Below are 14,707 nucleotides of genomic sequence, written 5' to 3' on the forward strand. Positions count from 1 at the left end.
CGGTCGTGCGGGTGGTGCGGGTCGTGCGCCGGCTCAGGTGTGCACGGCGAGCAGCGGCACCCGCAGCTCCGCCGGGGTCAGCGACCCGTGCACGCCGACGAGCTGGAGGGAGGCCGGGGTCTGCGTCCGGGAGTCGACCACGGTGGCCCGCCCGGTGGCCGCCACCACCAGGTCGCCGATGAGCGGCCGGACGTGCGCGGACACCGGGCCGAACAGCCCGGCCGCCACGGCGTCGTCCCCGGTGAGCACGACAGCGTCGCCGTCGAGCACCTCGGCCCAGCGGGCCTCCGCCGCGCGCGGGTCGACCCCCGGCTCGAGGTGCACGTGCAGCGCCCGCGGCTCGCCCGCGACCAGCGCCACGCCCTCGGCGAGCCCGGGCGTGGTCGCGACGTCGTGCCGCCGGGCCGGGTCGACGTCGACCATGCCGTGGTCCGCGGTGACGACGACGGACGCCCCCCGCGGCAGCGACCGCACCAGCCGGCGGAGCTCGCCGTCGAGCGCCTCGACCTGGTCGCCCCACTGCCAGGAGCCGGCGCCCTGGTGGTGGCCGGTCTTGTCGACGTCGCCCCAGTACAGGTAGACCAGGCCCGGCTCGCGCAGCAGCCGCAGCGCCGCGTCGACCCGCTGCGCCAGCGACTCCGCGGCGCGGTACCAGCCGCCGCGCAGGGCCGCCTCGGTGAGGCCGGAGCCCATGAACTTCGCGGGGCCGACGGTGGTGACCGGCACGCCGTGCGCGACCAGCCGCTCGAACACCGTGGGCTCGCGCTGCCACTCCCGGGCCGGGCCGAGCCCGTCCCACGACACCATGTTCGCCAGCCCGCCGCTGGCCGGGTTGCGCACCGTGTAGCCGACCAGGCCGGTGCGGCCCGGGCCGGTGCCGGTGCCGAACGAGCCCATGGACGCGGCCGTGGTCGACGGGTAGCCGGCCGACAGCGGCGCGGCGCCGTCCAGCAGGGACCGCAGGAACGGGGCGTGCCCCGCGCGCTCCGTGAGGTTCTCGTACCCCAGCCCGTCGACCAGGACGACGCACACCCGGTGCGCCTCGGGCAGGCCGAGCTGCGCGCGCCGGGCCGGGCCGTCGGGCACCGGCGCACCGAGGGAGTCCGCGACGGCCGGCAGCAGCCCGGACAGCGAGGGTCCCTCGTAGTCGGGCGGCACCAGGCCCGCGTCCGCGAGCCGGGCCGGCACGGTCGACGACGCGGCGGCCGTCATCGTCAGCGCGCGCTCGCCGCGGACAGCCGCTTGGCGAACGCCACGGCGTCGCGGACCGCGCCCTCGCCCTCGGCGACCGCGGACACCCGGACGACCACGTCGTCGGGGGTCAGCGTGCCGGTGAGCCCGTGGTCCGCCTCGCAGGCCGGGTCGGCGCAGCCGGCGGGCTCCAGGTCGACCCGGGACACCGCGCCCCAGCCGACCGCGAGCGTGAGCTCGGCGGCGGGCGTGCCGGGGCGGTGCTGCTCGGGGGTCGCGATCACGTGGGTGACGGCGACGGAGCGCAGCTCGGACAGCGGCACCGCCTCGGTGGTGGCGGCGGCGCTGGCCGACGGGTGCTCGCTGTCGGCCGGGTGGTCGTCGACGTGGGCGACCACGAGCCGCGTCGGGGTCAGCACCAGGACCGTGACGTGCCGGCGCACCTCCTGCGCGTCGAACGTGGTCTCGGGGTGCACGAGGTAGGCCTCGACGGGCTCGTCCGCGAGCGCGACGTCCAGGACGTCGGCGACCAGGTCGGGGTAGTACCCGGCCCGGTGCAGATCGCGCAGCAGGTCGGTGGAGGGGGCAGGCACCCGCACATCCTCCCACCGCGAGGGCGCGGTCGTCACACCCGCGGCCCCGGCGGTGTCGGAGGGGCGGCGCCCGGGGGCGTCGGAGGGGCGCGCCCGGGGGCGTCGGACGGGCGGCGCCCGGGGGTGTCGGACGGGCAGTGCCCGGGGGGCGTCAGACGGGCAGCGCCCGGCGCGGCCCGTCGGCCCGGGTCGCCGCGACCCCGACCCGCGCGGTGGCGCCGAGGACGTACGCCCCGTGCTCCGCGACCACCACGGGGTTGAGCTCCAGGTGCAGCAGCTCGGGCAGCTGGTCCGCGAGCACCGCGACCCGGGCGAGCACGTCCTCCAGGGCCGCGACGTCGAGCGGCGGCACGCCGCGGTAGCCGAACAGCCGGGGCGCGGACCGCGGCGCCCGGACCATGTCGGACACGTCGACGTCGGTCAGCGGCGGCACCGCCCAGGCGACGTCGCCGAGCAGGTCGGTGGTGTCGCCGCCGAGGCCGAAGCCGAGCACGGGGCCGAACAGCGGGTCCTCGGCGGACCGGATCACGCACGCGACCCCGTGCGGCGCCATCGCCTGCACCTCCAGCGGCGCGCGGCCCGGCTCGGGCTCCCGGCCGGCGGCCAGCGCGAGGACCTGGACCACGTCGGCGCGCAGCTCGGCCTCGTCGTGCACGTCGAGCCGCACGCCGCCCAGGTCCGAGCGGTGCCGCAGCGCGGGGACGGTGGACTTGAGCGCGACCGGCCAGCCGAGCCGGTCCGCCGCCGCGACCGCCTCGTCCGCGTCGTGCACGCCCACGGTCGGGAACACGTGGACGCCGGCGAGCTCCAGCAGCTCCGCGGTCTGCTCGTGGCTCAGGTCGAGCGAGGCGCGGGTGCCGGCCTCGTCGAGCCAGCCCGCGATCCGCCGGCGGGCGGTGCGGGCGTGGATGCCCTCGGGCGCGACGAGCCGCCCGCGGTCGGCACCGCGCCACGCGGCGTACCGGGCCGCCTGGTCGAGCGCGAGCACCGCGTCCTCGGGCGTGGTGTACGCGGGGACCGTGCGCAGGACGCCGTCGGCGTCGGGCGCGGTGAGCGCGGGCGTCGCGCCGTGCAGGCCCAGCAGGCACGCCACCGACGTGCGCCCCGACCCGGCGGCGTGCCGGGCGAGCGCCTGGGCGACGCGGTCGTCGCGCGGGCCGACGGTCGGCACGTGCATGGTGACCACGACCTCGACGTCCGGGTCGGCGTACACCGCGGCGAACGTGCGCTCGACCTTCGCGTCGTCCGCGTCCTCGTGCAGGATCGCCGGCGCGCGCCCCACGGTGAACCCCGCGGCGGCGAGCGCCTCGGACACCAGGGACGCCGCGGCGGAGGACGACGCGACCACGGCGGCGCGCCGGCCCGGCGGCAGCGGCTGGAGCGCGAACAGCTGGGACACCTCGAGCATCTGGTGCACGTTGTCGACCAGCACCACGCCCGACCGGCGCATCACCTCCTGCAGCGTCTGCCGCGACGCCTGCGTCGGCCGGACGGCGTGCCCCGGCGGCACCACGTGCCCGGACCGGCCGGCCGTCACCACGACGACCGGCTTGGCCGTCGCCAGGCGCCGGGCGACCCGGGAGAACTTGCGGGGGTTGCCGATCGACTCCAGGTACAGGGCCACGACGTCGGTCGCGTCGTCGTCCTGCCAGAACTGCATGAGGTCGTTGCCCGACACGTCCGCCCGGTTGCCCGCGGACACCAGGTGGGCGAGCCCGAGGTGCCGGCGGCGCACGGACCCGAGGATGGACACCGCGGTGGACGCGGACTGGCAGAACAGGCCGATCCGGCCGGGCGGCGGCGGGTCCTCGGTGAGCGAGGCGTTCAGCAGCCCGCCGGCGGCGTGCGCGAGCAGGCCGTACGAGCGCGGGCCCACCACGCGGAGCCCGGCGGCGTGCGCGGCGCGCAGGAGGGCGCGCTGGAGCGCGAGGCCGGTCGGCCCCTGCTCGGCGTAGCCGCCGGAGAGCACCACCACGCCCTTGACGCCGAGCCGGCCGAGGGCGCGCACCGCGACGACGGCCTCGGCGGCGGGCAGGGCCAGGACCGCGAGGTCCACCGGGCCGGGGACGTCGTCCAGGCGGTCCCAGTGCCGCACGGCGGGTCCGGTGCCGGTCCCCGCTCCCCCGTCGGGCGCCCCGGGGCGGCCCACGACGTGCACCTGCACCGGCCGCTCGTCGCCGCCCGCCGCGGTCACGGCGCCGGTCCGGTGCTCCGGGTCGTCCGCGCCGGGGACCCCGCCGACCAGGTCGGCCAGCACCCGCTCGGCGCGCCGGTCGTCCAGCGACCCGGGCTCCACGGCCGGCGAGGACAGCACCAGCACGGACCGGGCCGTCAGCAGCGCCTGGACGCTGCGCGCCTCCGCCGCGTGCTCGCGCGCCATCATCACGGCGAGCGACCGGTCCGTGGGGTCGATGTCGAAGCCGACCGTCACCACGCCGTCCTCCAGCCGCTGCTGCAGCGAGTAGCCCGCCTCGCGGAACACCGCGATCATCCGGCCGTTCTGCGGCAGCACGTCGGCGGTGAACCGGCGGATGCCGCGCTCGCGCGCCGCCGCGGCCAGGTGCTCCAGCAGCACGGAGCCGAGGCCGCGGCCGTGGTGCGCGTCGGCGATGTTGAACGCCACCTCCGCCTCGTCCGGGCCGACCTTGTCGTACCGGGCGACGCCGATGATCGCGTCGTCCTCGGTCACGGCGACCAGCGCGACGCGGTCCCGGTGGTCCACCCGGGTGAACCGCGCCAGGTCCCGGTCCCCCAGCCGCTCCAGCGGGGCGAAGAACCGGAACACGATCGACGCCTCGGACTGCGCGACGTGGAACGCCTGCAGGGCGTCCGCGTCCTCCGGGCGGATCGGCCGCACGTGCGTGGTGCTGCCGTCGCGGAGGACGACGTCGGCCTCCCAGCTCTCCGGGTAGTCCGCCGCCTGGACGGGCGCGTCCCCGGTGCTCTCGGCCATGCCCAGGAGCCTAACGAACCGGCGCGCCGCGCGTCGTGGTGGTCCACAGGGTCGCGGAGCGGCGACAATGGGGCGCCGACACCCCGCACCACCGACCCCGGGAGCAGCCCCCAGCATGGCGCGCCGCAGCAGCACCCCCGACGTCCCGCCGGAGGACGTCGTCGAGCGCATCGTCGACATCGACGTCGCCACCGAGATGGAGGGCTCGTTCCTCGAGTACGCCTACTCGGTCATCTACTCGCGCGCCCTGCCCGACGCCCGCGACGGCCTCAAGCCGGTGCAGCGCCGCATCCTGTTCCAGATGTCCGACATGGGCCTGCGCCCGGACCGGCCGTTCGTGAAGTCGGCGCGCGTCGTCGGCGAGGTGATGGGCAAGCTGCACCCGCACGGCGACACCGCCATCTACGACGCGATGGTCCGCATGGCGCAGCCCTTCTCGCTCCGGCTGCCGCTCGTCGACGGCCACGGCAACTTCGGCTCGCTGGACGACGGCCCCGCCGCGCCGCGGTACACCGAGGCGCGCATGGCGCCGTCCGCGCTCGCCATGACGCAGAGCCTGGACGAGGACGTCGTCGACTTCGTCCCGAACTACGACAACAAGCTGACCCAGCCCGGCGTGCTCCCCGCGGCGATCCCCAACCTCCTGGTCAACGGCGCGTCGGGCATCGCGGTCGGCATGGCGACCAACATGGCGCCGCACAACCTGGTCGAGGTCGTCGCCGCGGCCCGGCACCTCGTGCTGCACCCCGAGGCCACGCTCGACGAGCTCATGCGGTTCGTCCCCGGCCCGGACCTGCCGAGCGGCGGCAAGATCGTCGGCCTGGAGGGCGTGCGCGACGCGTACCGCACCGGCCGCGGCGCGTTCCGCACCCGGGCCACCGCGCGGATCGAGAACGTCACCCCGCGCCGCAAGGGCATCGTCGTCACCGAGCTGCCGTACACGGTCGGCCCGGAGAAGGTCATCGAGAAGATCAAGGAGGGCGTGCAGTCCAAGAAGCTCTCCGGCATCTCGGACGCCCTCGACCTCACCGACCGGCAGCACGGGCTGCGCCTGGTCATCGAGGTCAAGACCGGGTTCAACCCCGAGGCCGTGCTGGAGCAGCTCTACCGGTACACGCCGCTCGAGGACTCGTTCTCGATCAACAACGTCGCGCTGGTCGACGGCCAGCCGCGCACGCTCGGCCTGCGCGACCTGCTGCAGGTGTGGGTCGACCACCGCATCTCCGTCGTGCGGCGCCGCAGCCAGTTCCGGCTGCGCAAGAAGCAGGAGCGCCTGCACCTGGTCGAGGGCCTGCTGATCGCGATCGTCGACATCGACGAGGTCATCCAGGTCATCCGGTCCTCCGACGACGCCGACGCCGCCCGCACCCGGCTTCGCCAGGTGTTCGACCTGTCCGAGCCCCAGGCCGAGTACATCCTCGAGCTGCGGCTGCGCCGCCTGACGAAGTTCTCCCGCATCGAGCTGGAGAAGGAGCGCGACGAGCTGCTCGGCGAGATCGAGGCCCTGCAGGCGATCCTCGGCGACGAGGCGCTGCTGCGGACCACGGTGAGCGACGAGATGGCCGAGGTCGCCGCGACCTACGGCACCCCGCGCCGCACGATCCTGCTGGAGTCCGCGGGCGGCGTCGCCACCGCCGCCGAGGGCGCGCCCGCGCCGCGGACCGGCCGCGCGGCCGCGCCCGCGCTGTCCCTCGAGATCGAGGACACCCCCTGCTTCGCGCTGCTCTCCGCGACCGGCCTGGTCGCCCGCACCGGCAGCACCGACGTCGAGCTGCGGCCCGCGCCCGGTGCCCGGCGCGCCAAGCACGACGTGCTCGCCGGGGCCGTCCCGACGACCGTCCGCGGCGAGGTCGGCGTGCTGACGTCCCGCGGCGTCGTCCGCCGGGTGTCCGTGCTCGACCTGCCGGGCCTGCCGCCGACCGAGGGCGCGCCGAACCTGTCCGGCGGGCTGCCGCTGTCCGAGCTGCTCGCGCTCGACAAGGGCGAGAAGGTCGTCGGCCTGGTCCCCGTGGCCCCCGACGCCCCGACGCTCGCGGTCGGCACCGCGCAGGGCGTGGTCAAGCGCGTGACCCCCGGCGAGGCCCCGGCGAACCGCGACCAGTGGGAGGTCATCGGCCTCAAGGACGGCGACGAGGTGGTCGGCTGCGCCACCGTCACCGACGACGACGAGCTCGTGTTCATCGCCTCGGACGCGGCGCTGCTGCACTTCCCGGCCGCCTCCGTGCGGCCGCAGGGCAGGCCCGCGGGCGGCATGGCGGGCATCAAGCTCGCCCCCGGGCAGCGGGTCGTGCACTTCGGCGCGCTGCCCGCGGGGTCCGACGCTGCGGCCGACGACGACGGCCCGGTCGTGGTGACCGTCGCGGGCGCGTCCGACGCGCTGCCCGGCACGCAGGCCGGCTCGGCGAAGGTCACGCCGTTCTCGCGGTACCCGGGCAAGGGCCGGGCCACCGGCGGGGTGCGGGCGCACCGGTTCCTCAAGGGCGAGGACGCGCTGTTCCTCGCCTGGGTCGGTCCCGCGCCGGCGCGCGCGACGGGCTCGGCGGGCCAGCCGGTCGAGCTCCCGGAGCCGGACGACCGCCGCGACGGCTCGGGCCAGCCCCTGGCGGCTCCCCCCCTGGCGATCGGCTGACCCGCCGCACCCCGCCGAGGACCCCGCCGAGAGCCACCCCCGCCGAGATAGGGCCCCCGCGCCGAGGTAGGACCGCGGGGCGCCCTATCTCGGCGCGACGGCCCTACCTCGGCGACGGGGCGCGGGACGGAACGGCGACGCGCGCGGGCGCGCGCCGGGGCCGCGCGGCGCGGCGCGGCGCGGCGAACGACAGCTAGCGCGCGGAGCCCGTGGCGGCGATGCGGGCGCGCACGAGGCCCGACACCTCGACCAGCGACGCCACCTGCGCCTCGTCGAGCGGCGAGAGCAGCAGCTCGCGCACGAGCACCCGCCGGGTCCGCTGCGCGGCGTGCGCGGCGGCCTCCCCCGCGTCGGTCAGGCAGACGACCGTGCCGCGCCCGTCCTGGCGGTCCCGGGTGCGCGTGACGAGCCCGCGGCGCTCCATGCGGCGCAGCTGGTGCGACACCCGGCTGTCCTGCCACTCGGCGGCCGCGGCGAGGTCCTTGGCCCGCAGGCCGGGGCGGCCGGCCGCCAGCAGCGGCTCGAGCAGCTCGAGGTCCGCGACGGACACGCCGGCGTCGGCGCCGAGCCCGCGCTCGAGCGCCGTGAACATCTCCCGGGAGAGTCCCAGGTACATGCGCCAGGTGGCGTCCTCGTCCGCCTGCCCCTGCCCGTCCTCTGGAGCCATGCGCACAGCGTAGGGCCCCGCCGTCGCGCCTGGGGGCCGACCCGCTACACCTCGATCGTGTACATGACCGCGCCGTGCGTGACCTCGTACCCGAGGCTGGCGTACAGGCCGTGGGCGCCCGACGGGTTCTCGGTGTCCACGTCCAGCTCGGCGTACTGCATCCCGTCCGCCCGGAACGACGCCATCGCCGCGGTCAGGAGCGCCGGCGCCAGGCCCCGCCCCCGCCACGCCCGCCGGACGCCGAGGAGCTCGGTGTACCCGGAGGTGAAGCCGGCGATCTCCCAGTCGTGCTCGTACCGGCCGGACATCGTGTACCCGGCGACCTCGCCCGTCGCCTCGTCCAGGGCCACGTGGCTCCACTGCGGGGCGAACATCGCGCGCCCGTGCTGCCAGTGCTCGGGCGACCGGGGCTCGCTCCCCCAGTGGTCGGCGAACGCCTCGTTGTGCGCCAGCCGCACGGCGTCGTCCAGCTCGGCCGACCACGGCACGATCCGCACGCCGTCGAGCGGGCGCGGCTCGGGCAGCGGCCGGGAGAGGTCCCGGCGCATGTCGGTGTAGTAGCGGACCGGGGCGAACCCGGCCCTCGCGTGCAGCGCCAGGGCGTCGGCGCGGTGGTCCTCGAGGAACGCGGCGATCCGGCCCGGCGCGTCCTTGCCGGACTCGGCGAGCTTCTGCCGGGCGCGCGCCGTCGCCCAGGCGAGCAGGGCCCGGCCGACGCCCCGGCCGCGCCAGGCGGGGTCGACGCCGCCCGCCTCCCACACCCGGATCACGCGCACGTCGCCGGGCGGCGCGTCGAGCGTGATCCACGCGCGCGGGACCCCGTCGGCGTCCAGCCCCACGCGGCTGTCCCGGGCGGGGTCCTTCCACTCGCCGTCGAACCACTCGCCCACCTCGACCTCGCTGGTGCGGAACGGCTGGGCGTCGGCGGCCTCGATGCGGGCGACGAGCGCGGCCAGGACCGGCACGTCGTCCCGGGTGAGCGGGCGCCAGCTCAGCCCGGTCGCCGCGGGGTCGGGCTCGGGCAGGGTCGCGGGGGCCGCGGCCCGCGTCGCCAGGGACGGGGCGGCGGCGGGCGTCTCGGTGCTCTCGGGCATGCGGGACACGGTGCCCGACGCCGGCCGGTGGTGTCACGCGGAATCGCGGACCGGCGCGCGATCGCGGGGTCGGGCGCGGGACCCGCAGGACCCGCCGGCGCGGTGCCCCGCGGCGTCAGGCGTCGATCTGCGAGGCGTCCAGCGTCGACGCGCCGGCCACGATGAAGTCCTTGCGCGGCGCCACGTCCGAGCCCATGAGCAGCTCGAACGTCTCCTCCGCGCGCCGGACCACCGCGTCGGCGCTCTCCGCGGCCGGCAGGGTCACCCGGCGCAGCGTCCGGTGCCGCGGGTCCATCGTCGTCTCCGACAGCTGGTCCGCGTCCATCTCGCCGAGGCCCTTGTAGCGCTGGATGTCCTCCTTGTAGCGCCTGCCCGCCTTGTCGAGCTTCTTGAGCGTGGCTGCGAGCTCGGCCTCCGAGTACGTGTACACGTACTCGTTCTTCCGGCTGCCGGCGCCGATGACCTCGATGCGGTGCAGCGGCGGGACCGCGGCGTACACCCGGCCGGCCTCGACCAGCGGCCGCATGTACCGGAAGAACAGGGTGAGCAGCAGGGTGCGGATGTGGGCACCGTCGACGTCGGCGTCGGTCATCAGCACGATCTTCCCGTACCGCGCGGCGTCGAGGTCGAACGTGCGGCCCGAGCCCGCGCCGATCACCTGGATGATCGCGGCGCACTCGGCGTTGCGCAGCATGTCCGAGATGGACGCCTTCTGGACGTTGAGGATCTTGCCGCGGATGGGCAGCAGCGCCTGGAAGTCCGACGAGCGCGCGAGCTTGGCGGTGCCGAGCGCGCTGTCGCCCTCGACGATGAACAGCTCGCTGCGGGACACGTCGTCGCTGCGGCAGTCGGCGAGCTTCGCGGGCAGGGACGACGACTCCAGCGCGGTCTTGCGGCGGGAGATCTCCTTCTGCTTGCGGGCCGAGACGCGGGCGCGCATCTCCCCCACGACCTTGTCGAGCAGCGCCGCCGACTGGGCCTTGTGCTCCCGCTTGGCCGACGTCATGAGCGCGGTCAGCTCGGAGTCGACGACCTTCGCGACGATGTTCCGCACCGGCGCGGTGCCGAGCACCTCCTTGGTCTGGCCCTCGAACTGCGGCTCGGCCAGCCGCACCGTCACGACGGCGGTGAGGCCGGCGAGCACGTCGTCCTTCTCGATCTTCTCCCCGCCGTCCTTGGCGGAGATCTTGAGCCGGCGGGCGTTGGCCTCGACCTGCTTGCGGATCGTGCGGAGCACGGCGGTCTCGAAGCCCGCCAGGTGCGACCCGCCCTTGGGCGTGGCGATGATGTTGACGAAGGTGCGGACCTCGGTCTCGTAGCCCGTGCCCCAGCGGAGCGCCACGTCGACCTCGCAGTCGCGCTGCACCTCCTGCGGGGTCATGTGCCCGCGGGCGTCGAGGACCGGCACGGTCTCGGAGAAGGTGCCGGAGCCGGTGAGCTGCCAGGTGTCGGTGACGGGCGCGTCCGGCGCGAGGAAGTCCGCGAAGTCCACGGTGCCGCCGTCGTGCCGGAACACCTCCTCGTGCGGGCCGTCGGCGCCGGGCGTGCCGGCGAGCCCGCGCTCGTCGCGCACCGTGATCGTCAGGCCCGGCACCAGGAAGCTGGTCTGCCGGGCGCGGGTCACGAGCTCGTCGTAGGAGAACACCGCCGACGTCGGGAAGATGTTCCGGTCCGCCCAGTACCGGATGCGCGTCCCGGTGCGGCCCTTCGCGACCTTGCCCACGACCTCGAGCTGCGAGCGGGCCACGAACGGCTCGAACGGCGACTCCGGGCTGCGGCCCGCCGCGTCGTCGAACACGCCCGGCTCGCCGCGGTGGAACGTCATGCGGTGCGTCTTGCCGCCGCGGTCCACCTCGACGTCGAGGCGCTCGGACAGCGCGTTGACCACCGACGCGCCGACGCCGTGCAGGCCGCCGGACGCGCCGTAGGAGCCGCCGCCGAACTTGCCGCCGGCGTGCAGCTTGGTCAGCACGACCTCGACGCCGGTCAGGCCGGTCTTGGGCTCCACGTCGACCGGGATGCCGCGGCCGCTGTCGCGGACCTCCACGGAGGAGTCCGCGTGCAGCACGATGTCGATGCGGTCGCCGTGACCGGCCAGCGCCTCGTCGACCGAGTTGTCGATGATCTCCCAGAGGCAGTGCATGAGGCCGCGGGAGTCGGTGGACCCGATGTACATGCCCGGCCGCTTGCGCACGGCCTCGAGGCCCTCGAGCACCGACAGGTGGCGGGCGGTGTAGCTGGACTCGGCGGAAGCGGTCGACACGAGTCCCGAGGGTAATCGCTCGCACCGACACATCCGCGGCACCATGCCGCCGCGGCCGCCGATCCTCAGCGCGCCGTGGCCGCCCGGTCACGGTCGCGTGTCGGTCGCGTGACGGACCGGTCACGTCGGGTGAGTTCGCGTACGCGGTGAGCGAACCACCCGGCCTCGACGGGAAGGATCCGGGCCCGGGATGGTTGTATGACAACGTGACGGAGACGATCGAGACCACGAACCCGCTGACCGCAGCCGACCGCTGCGACCGCTGCGGCGCTCAGGCCTACGTCCGCGTGCAGCTGCCCGTGGGCGAGCTCCTGTTCTGCGCGCACCACGCGCGCGAGCACGCGCCGAAGTACTCGCAGGTCGCCACCCACGTGCAGGACGAGACGGACAAGCTGCTCGCCGAGCACGGAGCCGGGGCCGGCGCCGCTCGCTGAGCCGCGCACCGCGCCTCCACGACACGACGGGGCCCGTCCGGCAGCAGCCGGGCGGGCCCCGTCGCGTCACCGGCGTCCGCCGGCCCGGGTCACCTGCGCAGCACGACCTTGAGCGCGTCGTTCTGCGCCGCCCGGCCGAACACCTCGTACGCCTCGTGCATCTGGCCGAGCCCGAAGGTGTGCGTCCCCATCGACCGGATGTCGAGGGAACCCTCGGCCACGAGGTCGAGCAGCATCGGCGCCGTGACCCCGTCGACCAGGCCCATCGTGATCGTGATGTTCTCGATCCACAGCCGGTCGATCGGCAGCGTGACGGGGTGCCCGTGCACGCCGATGTTCGCCACGTGGCCGTAGGGCACCACGAGGTCGAACGCCGCCTCCAGGGTCTGCGGGACGCCGACCGCCTCCATGACGACGTCCGCCCCGCGCCCGCCGCACAGGTCGCGGACCTCGTCCTGCCAGCCGGGGGCGGCCGAGTTCACCGCGTGCGTCGCCCCGAAGTCGCGCACCGCCCGGTCCAGGCGGAACGGGTCGAGGTCGACCGCGATCACGCGCCGCGCCCCGTGCAGGTGCGCCGTGGCCATCGCCGCCAGCCCCACCGGCCCGGCGCCGATGCACACGACGGCGTCGCCGGGCGACACCGCCCCGTTGCGGACGCCCATCTCGTAGCCGGTCGGGAAGATGTCCGACAAGAAGATGACCTCCTCGTCGGACAGCCCGGCCGGCACGCGGTGCAGCGACGTGTCGCCGAACGGGACGCGGACCAGCTCGGCCTGGGTGCCGTCCACGAGGTGCCCGAGCACCCAGCCGATCCCGCCGACCGACTGGCAGTGGCTGGCGCGGCCGACGCGGCAGTAGCGGCAGGTGCCGCACGAGGTGATCGCCGGGACGACCACGCGGTCGCCGACGACGAACTTGCCCACCGCCGAGCCGACCTCGACGACCGTGCCGACCGCCTCGTGGCCGAGGATCCGACCGGGGGTGACCGCCGGGACGTCGCCGAGCAGGATGTGCAGGTCGGTGCCGCAGATCGTGGTGGTGTCGACCTGGACGACCACGTCGGTCGTGTCGACGACGTGCGCGTCGGGCACGTCCTGCCACTCCTTGTGCCCCGGCCCGTGGTACACGAGAGCCTTCATCGCGGGTCCTCCTCCGGCGGGCGTCATCACCCGCCTGCCTGGGTCCCCTCGCCGTTGAGGTGACCTTCGTCCCCCATTCACCTCCGACGGCGGACGACCGAGTGGGACCGAGGTCCCGATCCGGACATCTCGCCGGGGCGCGAGCACGACGAAGGGCCCACCCCCACGGGGGCGGGCCCTTCGTCGTACCAGCTCAGTCCAGGTAGTCGCGCAGCACCTGGGAGCGGCTCGGGTGGCGCAGCTTCGACATCGTCTTGGACTCGATCTGGCGGATCCGCTCGCGGGTCACGCCGTAGACCTTGCCGATCTCGTCCAGCGTCTTCGGCTGACCGTCGGTGAGGCCGAACCGCATCGAGACGACGCCGGCCTCGCGCTCCGACAGCGTGTCGAGCACCTGGTGCAGCTGCTCCTGCAGCAGCGTGAAGCTCACCGCGTCCGCGGGCACGACGGCCTCGGAGTCCTCGATGAGGTCACCGAACTCGCTGTCGCCGTCCTCGCCGAGCGGGGTGTGCAGCGAGATCGGCTCGCGGCCGTACTTCTGGACCTCGACGACCTTCTCGGGGGTCATGTCGAGCTCCTTGGCGAGCTCCTCCGGCGTGGGCTCCCGACCGAGGTCCTGGAGCATCTGCCGCTGCACGCGCGCCAGCTTGTTGATGACCTCGACCATGTGCACCGGGATGCGGATGGTGCGCGCCTGGTCGGCCATCGCGCGGGTGATCGCCTGGCGGATCCACCACGTGGCGTACGTCGAGAACTTGTAGCCCTTGGTGTAGTCGAACTTCTCGACCGCGCGGATCAGACCGAGGTTGCCCTCCTGGATCAGGTCCAGGAACAGCATGCCGCGGCCCGTGTAGCGCTTGGCGAGCGAGACGACCAGGCGGAGGTTCGCCTCGAGCAGGTGGTTCTTGGCGCGGCGGCCGTCCTGCGCGATCCACTGCAGCTCGCGGCGGGCCTTCGGCTCCAGCTCGTCGCCGATCGCGGCGAGGCGCTCCTCGGCGAACAGGCCGGCCTCGATGCGCTTGGCGAGCTCGACCTCCTGCTCGGCGTTCAGCAGCGCGACCTTGCCGATCTGCTTCAGGTAGTCCTTGACCGGGTCGGCGGTGGCGCCCGCGGTCACGACCTGCTGGGCCGGCGCGTCGTCCTCGTCCCGGTCGGACACGACGAAGCCGGTGTCCGTGGTCTCCTCCGCCGCGGCGGCCGGCGCCTTGGCGGCGGGGGTCCCCTCGGTGTCCGCCTCGGCGTCCTCGGTGGTCTCCTCGTCGGTCGCCTCGTCGCCGGCCTCGAGGTCGGCGTCGTCGATCTCGACGTCCTCGAGGTCGACCTCCTCCTCGTCGCCGTCCTCGTCGGACTTCGCCTTGGTGGCCTTGGTCGCCTTGACCGGCTTCGCGGTGGCGGCCTTGCCGGCGGCCGCCTTCTTGGCGGCCGGCTTGGCCGCGGCGCGGGTCTTGCGGGCGGGCTTGTCGGCCTCGTCGCCGTCCTCGGCCGCGACGACGGCCTTGGCCGACGGGCGCGCCTTGGCGGTGGTCGCCGCGACGGCGCGGGCCGGAGCCGCCGTCGGCTCCTCGATGGTGATGCCGGCGTTGGCCAGACCGCGCACGACGGCCTTCAGCCGCTTGGCGTCCTCCACCTGGGCGGCCTCGCACGCGTGACGCAGCGCAGCGGCGTCGACGCTGCCGTTGGTGCGCCCGGCGCGCACGAGGTCCTGCAGGGCGGGGTGCTCGAACTCACGCGGGAGGGTGGGGGT

At 75.2% G+C, this 14,707-nt stretch carries 10 protein-coding genes; 2 read left to right on the top strand and 8 right to left on the bottom strand.

Annotated features, from left to right (window positions below):
* Window positions 1-33 precede the first annotated feature (33 nt).
* From MHY85_RS09560 to MHY85_RS09570, 3 genes are all read right to left on the bottom strand, one after another.
* Window positions 34-1,212, bottom strand: coding sequence for an alkaline phosphatase family protein (locus MHY85_RS09560; RefSeq protein ID WP_239195829.1), 1,179 nt, complete (start codon window positions 1,210-1,212; stop codon window positions 34-36).
* Window positions 1,213-1,214: 2 nt separating this feature from the next.
* Window positions 1,215-1,784 carry a DUF5998 family protein gene (locus MHY85_RS09565; RefSeq protein WP_239195830.1) on the bottom strand — a complete coding sequence of 190 codons (570 nt, stop codon included), beginning with the start codon at window positions 1,782-1,784 and terminating at the stop codon, window positions 1,215-1,217.
* Window positions 1,785-1,935: 151 nt separating this feature from the next.
* Window positions 1,936-4,737, bottom strand: a complete 2,802-nt coding sequence (locus tag MHY85_RS09570; protein ID WP_239195831.1) for a GNAT family N-acetyltransferase — start codon at window positions 4,735-4,737, stop codon at window positions 1,936-1,938.
* Between the two features lie 115 nt (window positions 4,738-4,852).
* On the opposite strand from MHY85_RS09570, the gene MHY85_RS09575 reads away from it, so the two are divergent.
* Window positions 4,853-7,366, top strand: a complete 2,514-nt coding sequence (locus tag MHY85_RS09575; RefSeq protein WP_239195832.1) for a DNA topoisomerase (ATP-hydrolyzing) subunit A — start codon at window positions 4,853-4,855, stop codon at window positions 7,364-7,366.
* A 193-nt stretch (window positions 7,367-7,559) separates the two neighbouring features.
* Here the strand turns inward: MHY85_RS09575 and MHY85_RS09580 are convergent, their stop codons facing one another.
* From MHY85_RS09580 to MHY85_RS09590, 3 genes are all read right to left on the bottom strand, one after another.
* Window positions 7,560-8,033: a MarR family winged helix-turn-helix transcriptional regulator gene (locus MHY85_RS09580; protein ID WP_239195833.1), complete on the bottom strand. Its 474-nt coding sequence runs from the start codon at window positions 8,031-8,033 to the stop codon at window positions 7,560-7,562.
* A 44-nt stretch (window positions 8,034-8,077) separates the two neighbouring features.
* Window positions 8,078-9,127 carry a GNAT family N-acetyltransferase gene (locus MHY85_RS09585; RefSeq protein WP_239195835.1) on the bottom strand — a complete coding sequence of 350 codons (1,050 nt, stop codon included), beginning with the start codon at window positions 9,125-9,127 and terminating at the stop codon, window positions 8,078-8,080.
* Between the two features lie 115 nt (window positions 9,128-9,242).
* Window positions 9,243-11,390: a type IIA DNA topoisomerase subunit B gene (locus MHY85_RS09590; RefSeq protein ID WP_239195836.1), complete on the bottom strand. Its 2,148-nt coding sequence runs from the start codon at window positions 11,388-11,390 to the stop codon at window positions 9,243-9,245.
* A gap of 206 nt (window positions 11,391-11,596) precedes the next feature.
* Between MHY85_RS09590 and MHY85_RS09595 the strand changes: the two genes are divergently transcribed.
* The gene (locus MHY85_RS09595; protein ID WP_230323286.1) at window positions 11,597-11,824 is read left to right on the top strand and encodes a hypothetical protein; all 228 of its coding nucleotides are present in this window, start codon (window positions 11,597-11,599) and stop codon (window positions 11,822-11,824) included.
* Window positions 11,825-11,913: 89 nt separating this feature from the next.
* Here the strand turns inward: MHY85_RS09595 and MHY85_RS09600 are convergent, their stop codons facing one another.
* Window positions 11,914-12,963 carry a zinc-binding dehydrogenase gene (locus MHY85_RS09600; RefSeq protein WP_239195837.1) on the bottom strand — a complete coding sequence of 350 codons (1,050 nt, stop codon included), beginning with the start codon at window positions 12,961-12,963 and terminating at the stop codon, window positions 11,914-11,916.
* 193 nt (window positions 12,964-13,156) lie between these two features.
* The coding region (locus MHY85_RS09605; protein WP_239195838.1) for an RNA polymerase sigma factor at window positions 13,157-14,707 on the bottom strand (1,551 nt) is incomplete at its 5' end.

It is taken from the genome of Cellulomonas sp. ACRRI (genome assembly GCF_022346185.1).
In the GTDB taxonomy this organism is placed as follows: domain Bacteria; phylum Actinomycetota; class Actinomycetes; order Actinomycetales; family Cellulomonadaceae; genus Cellulomonas.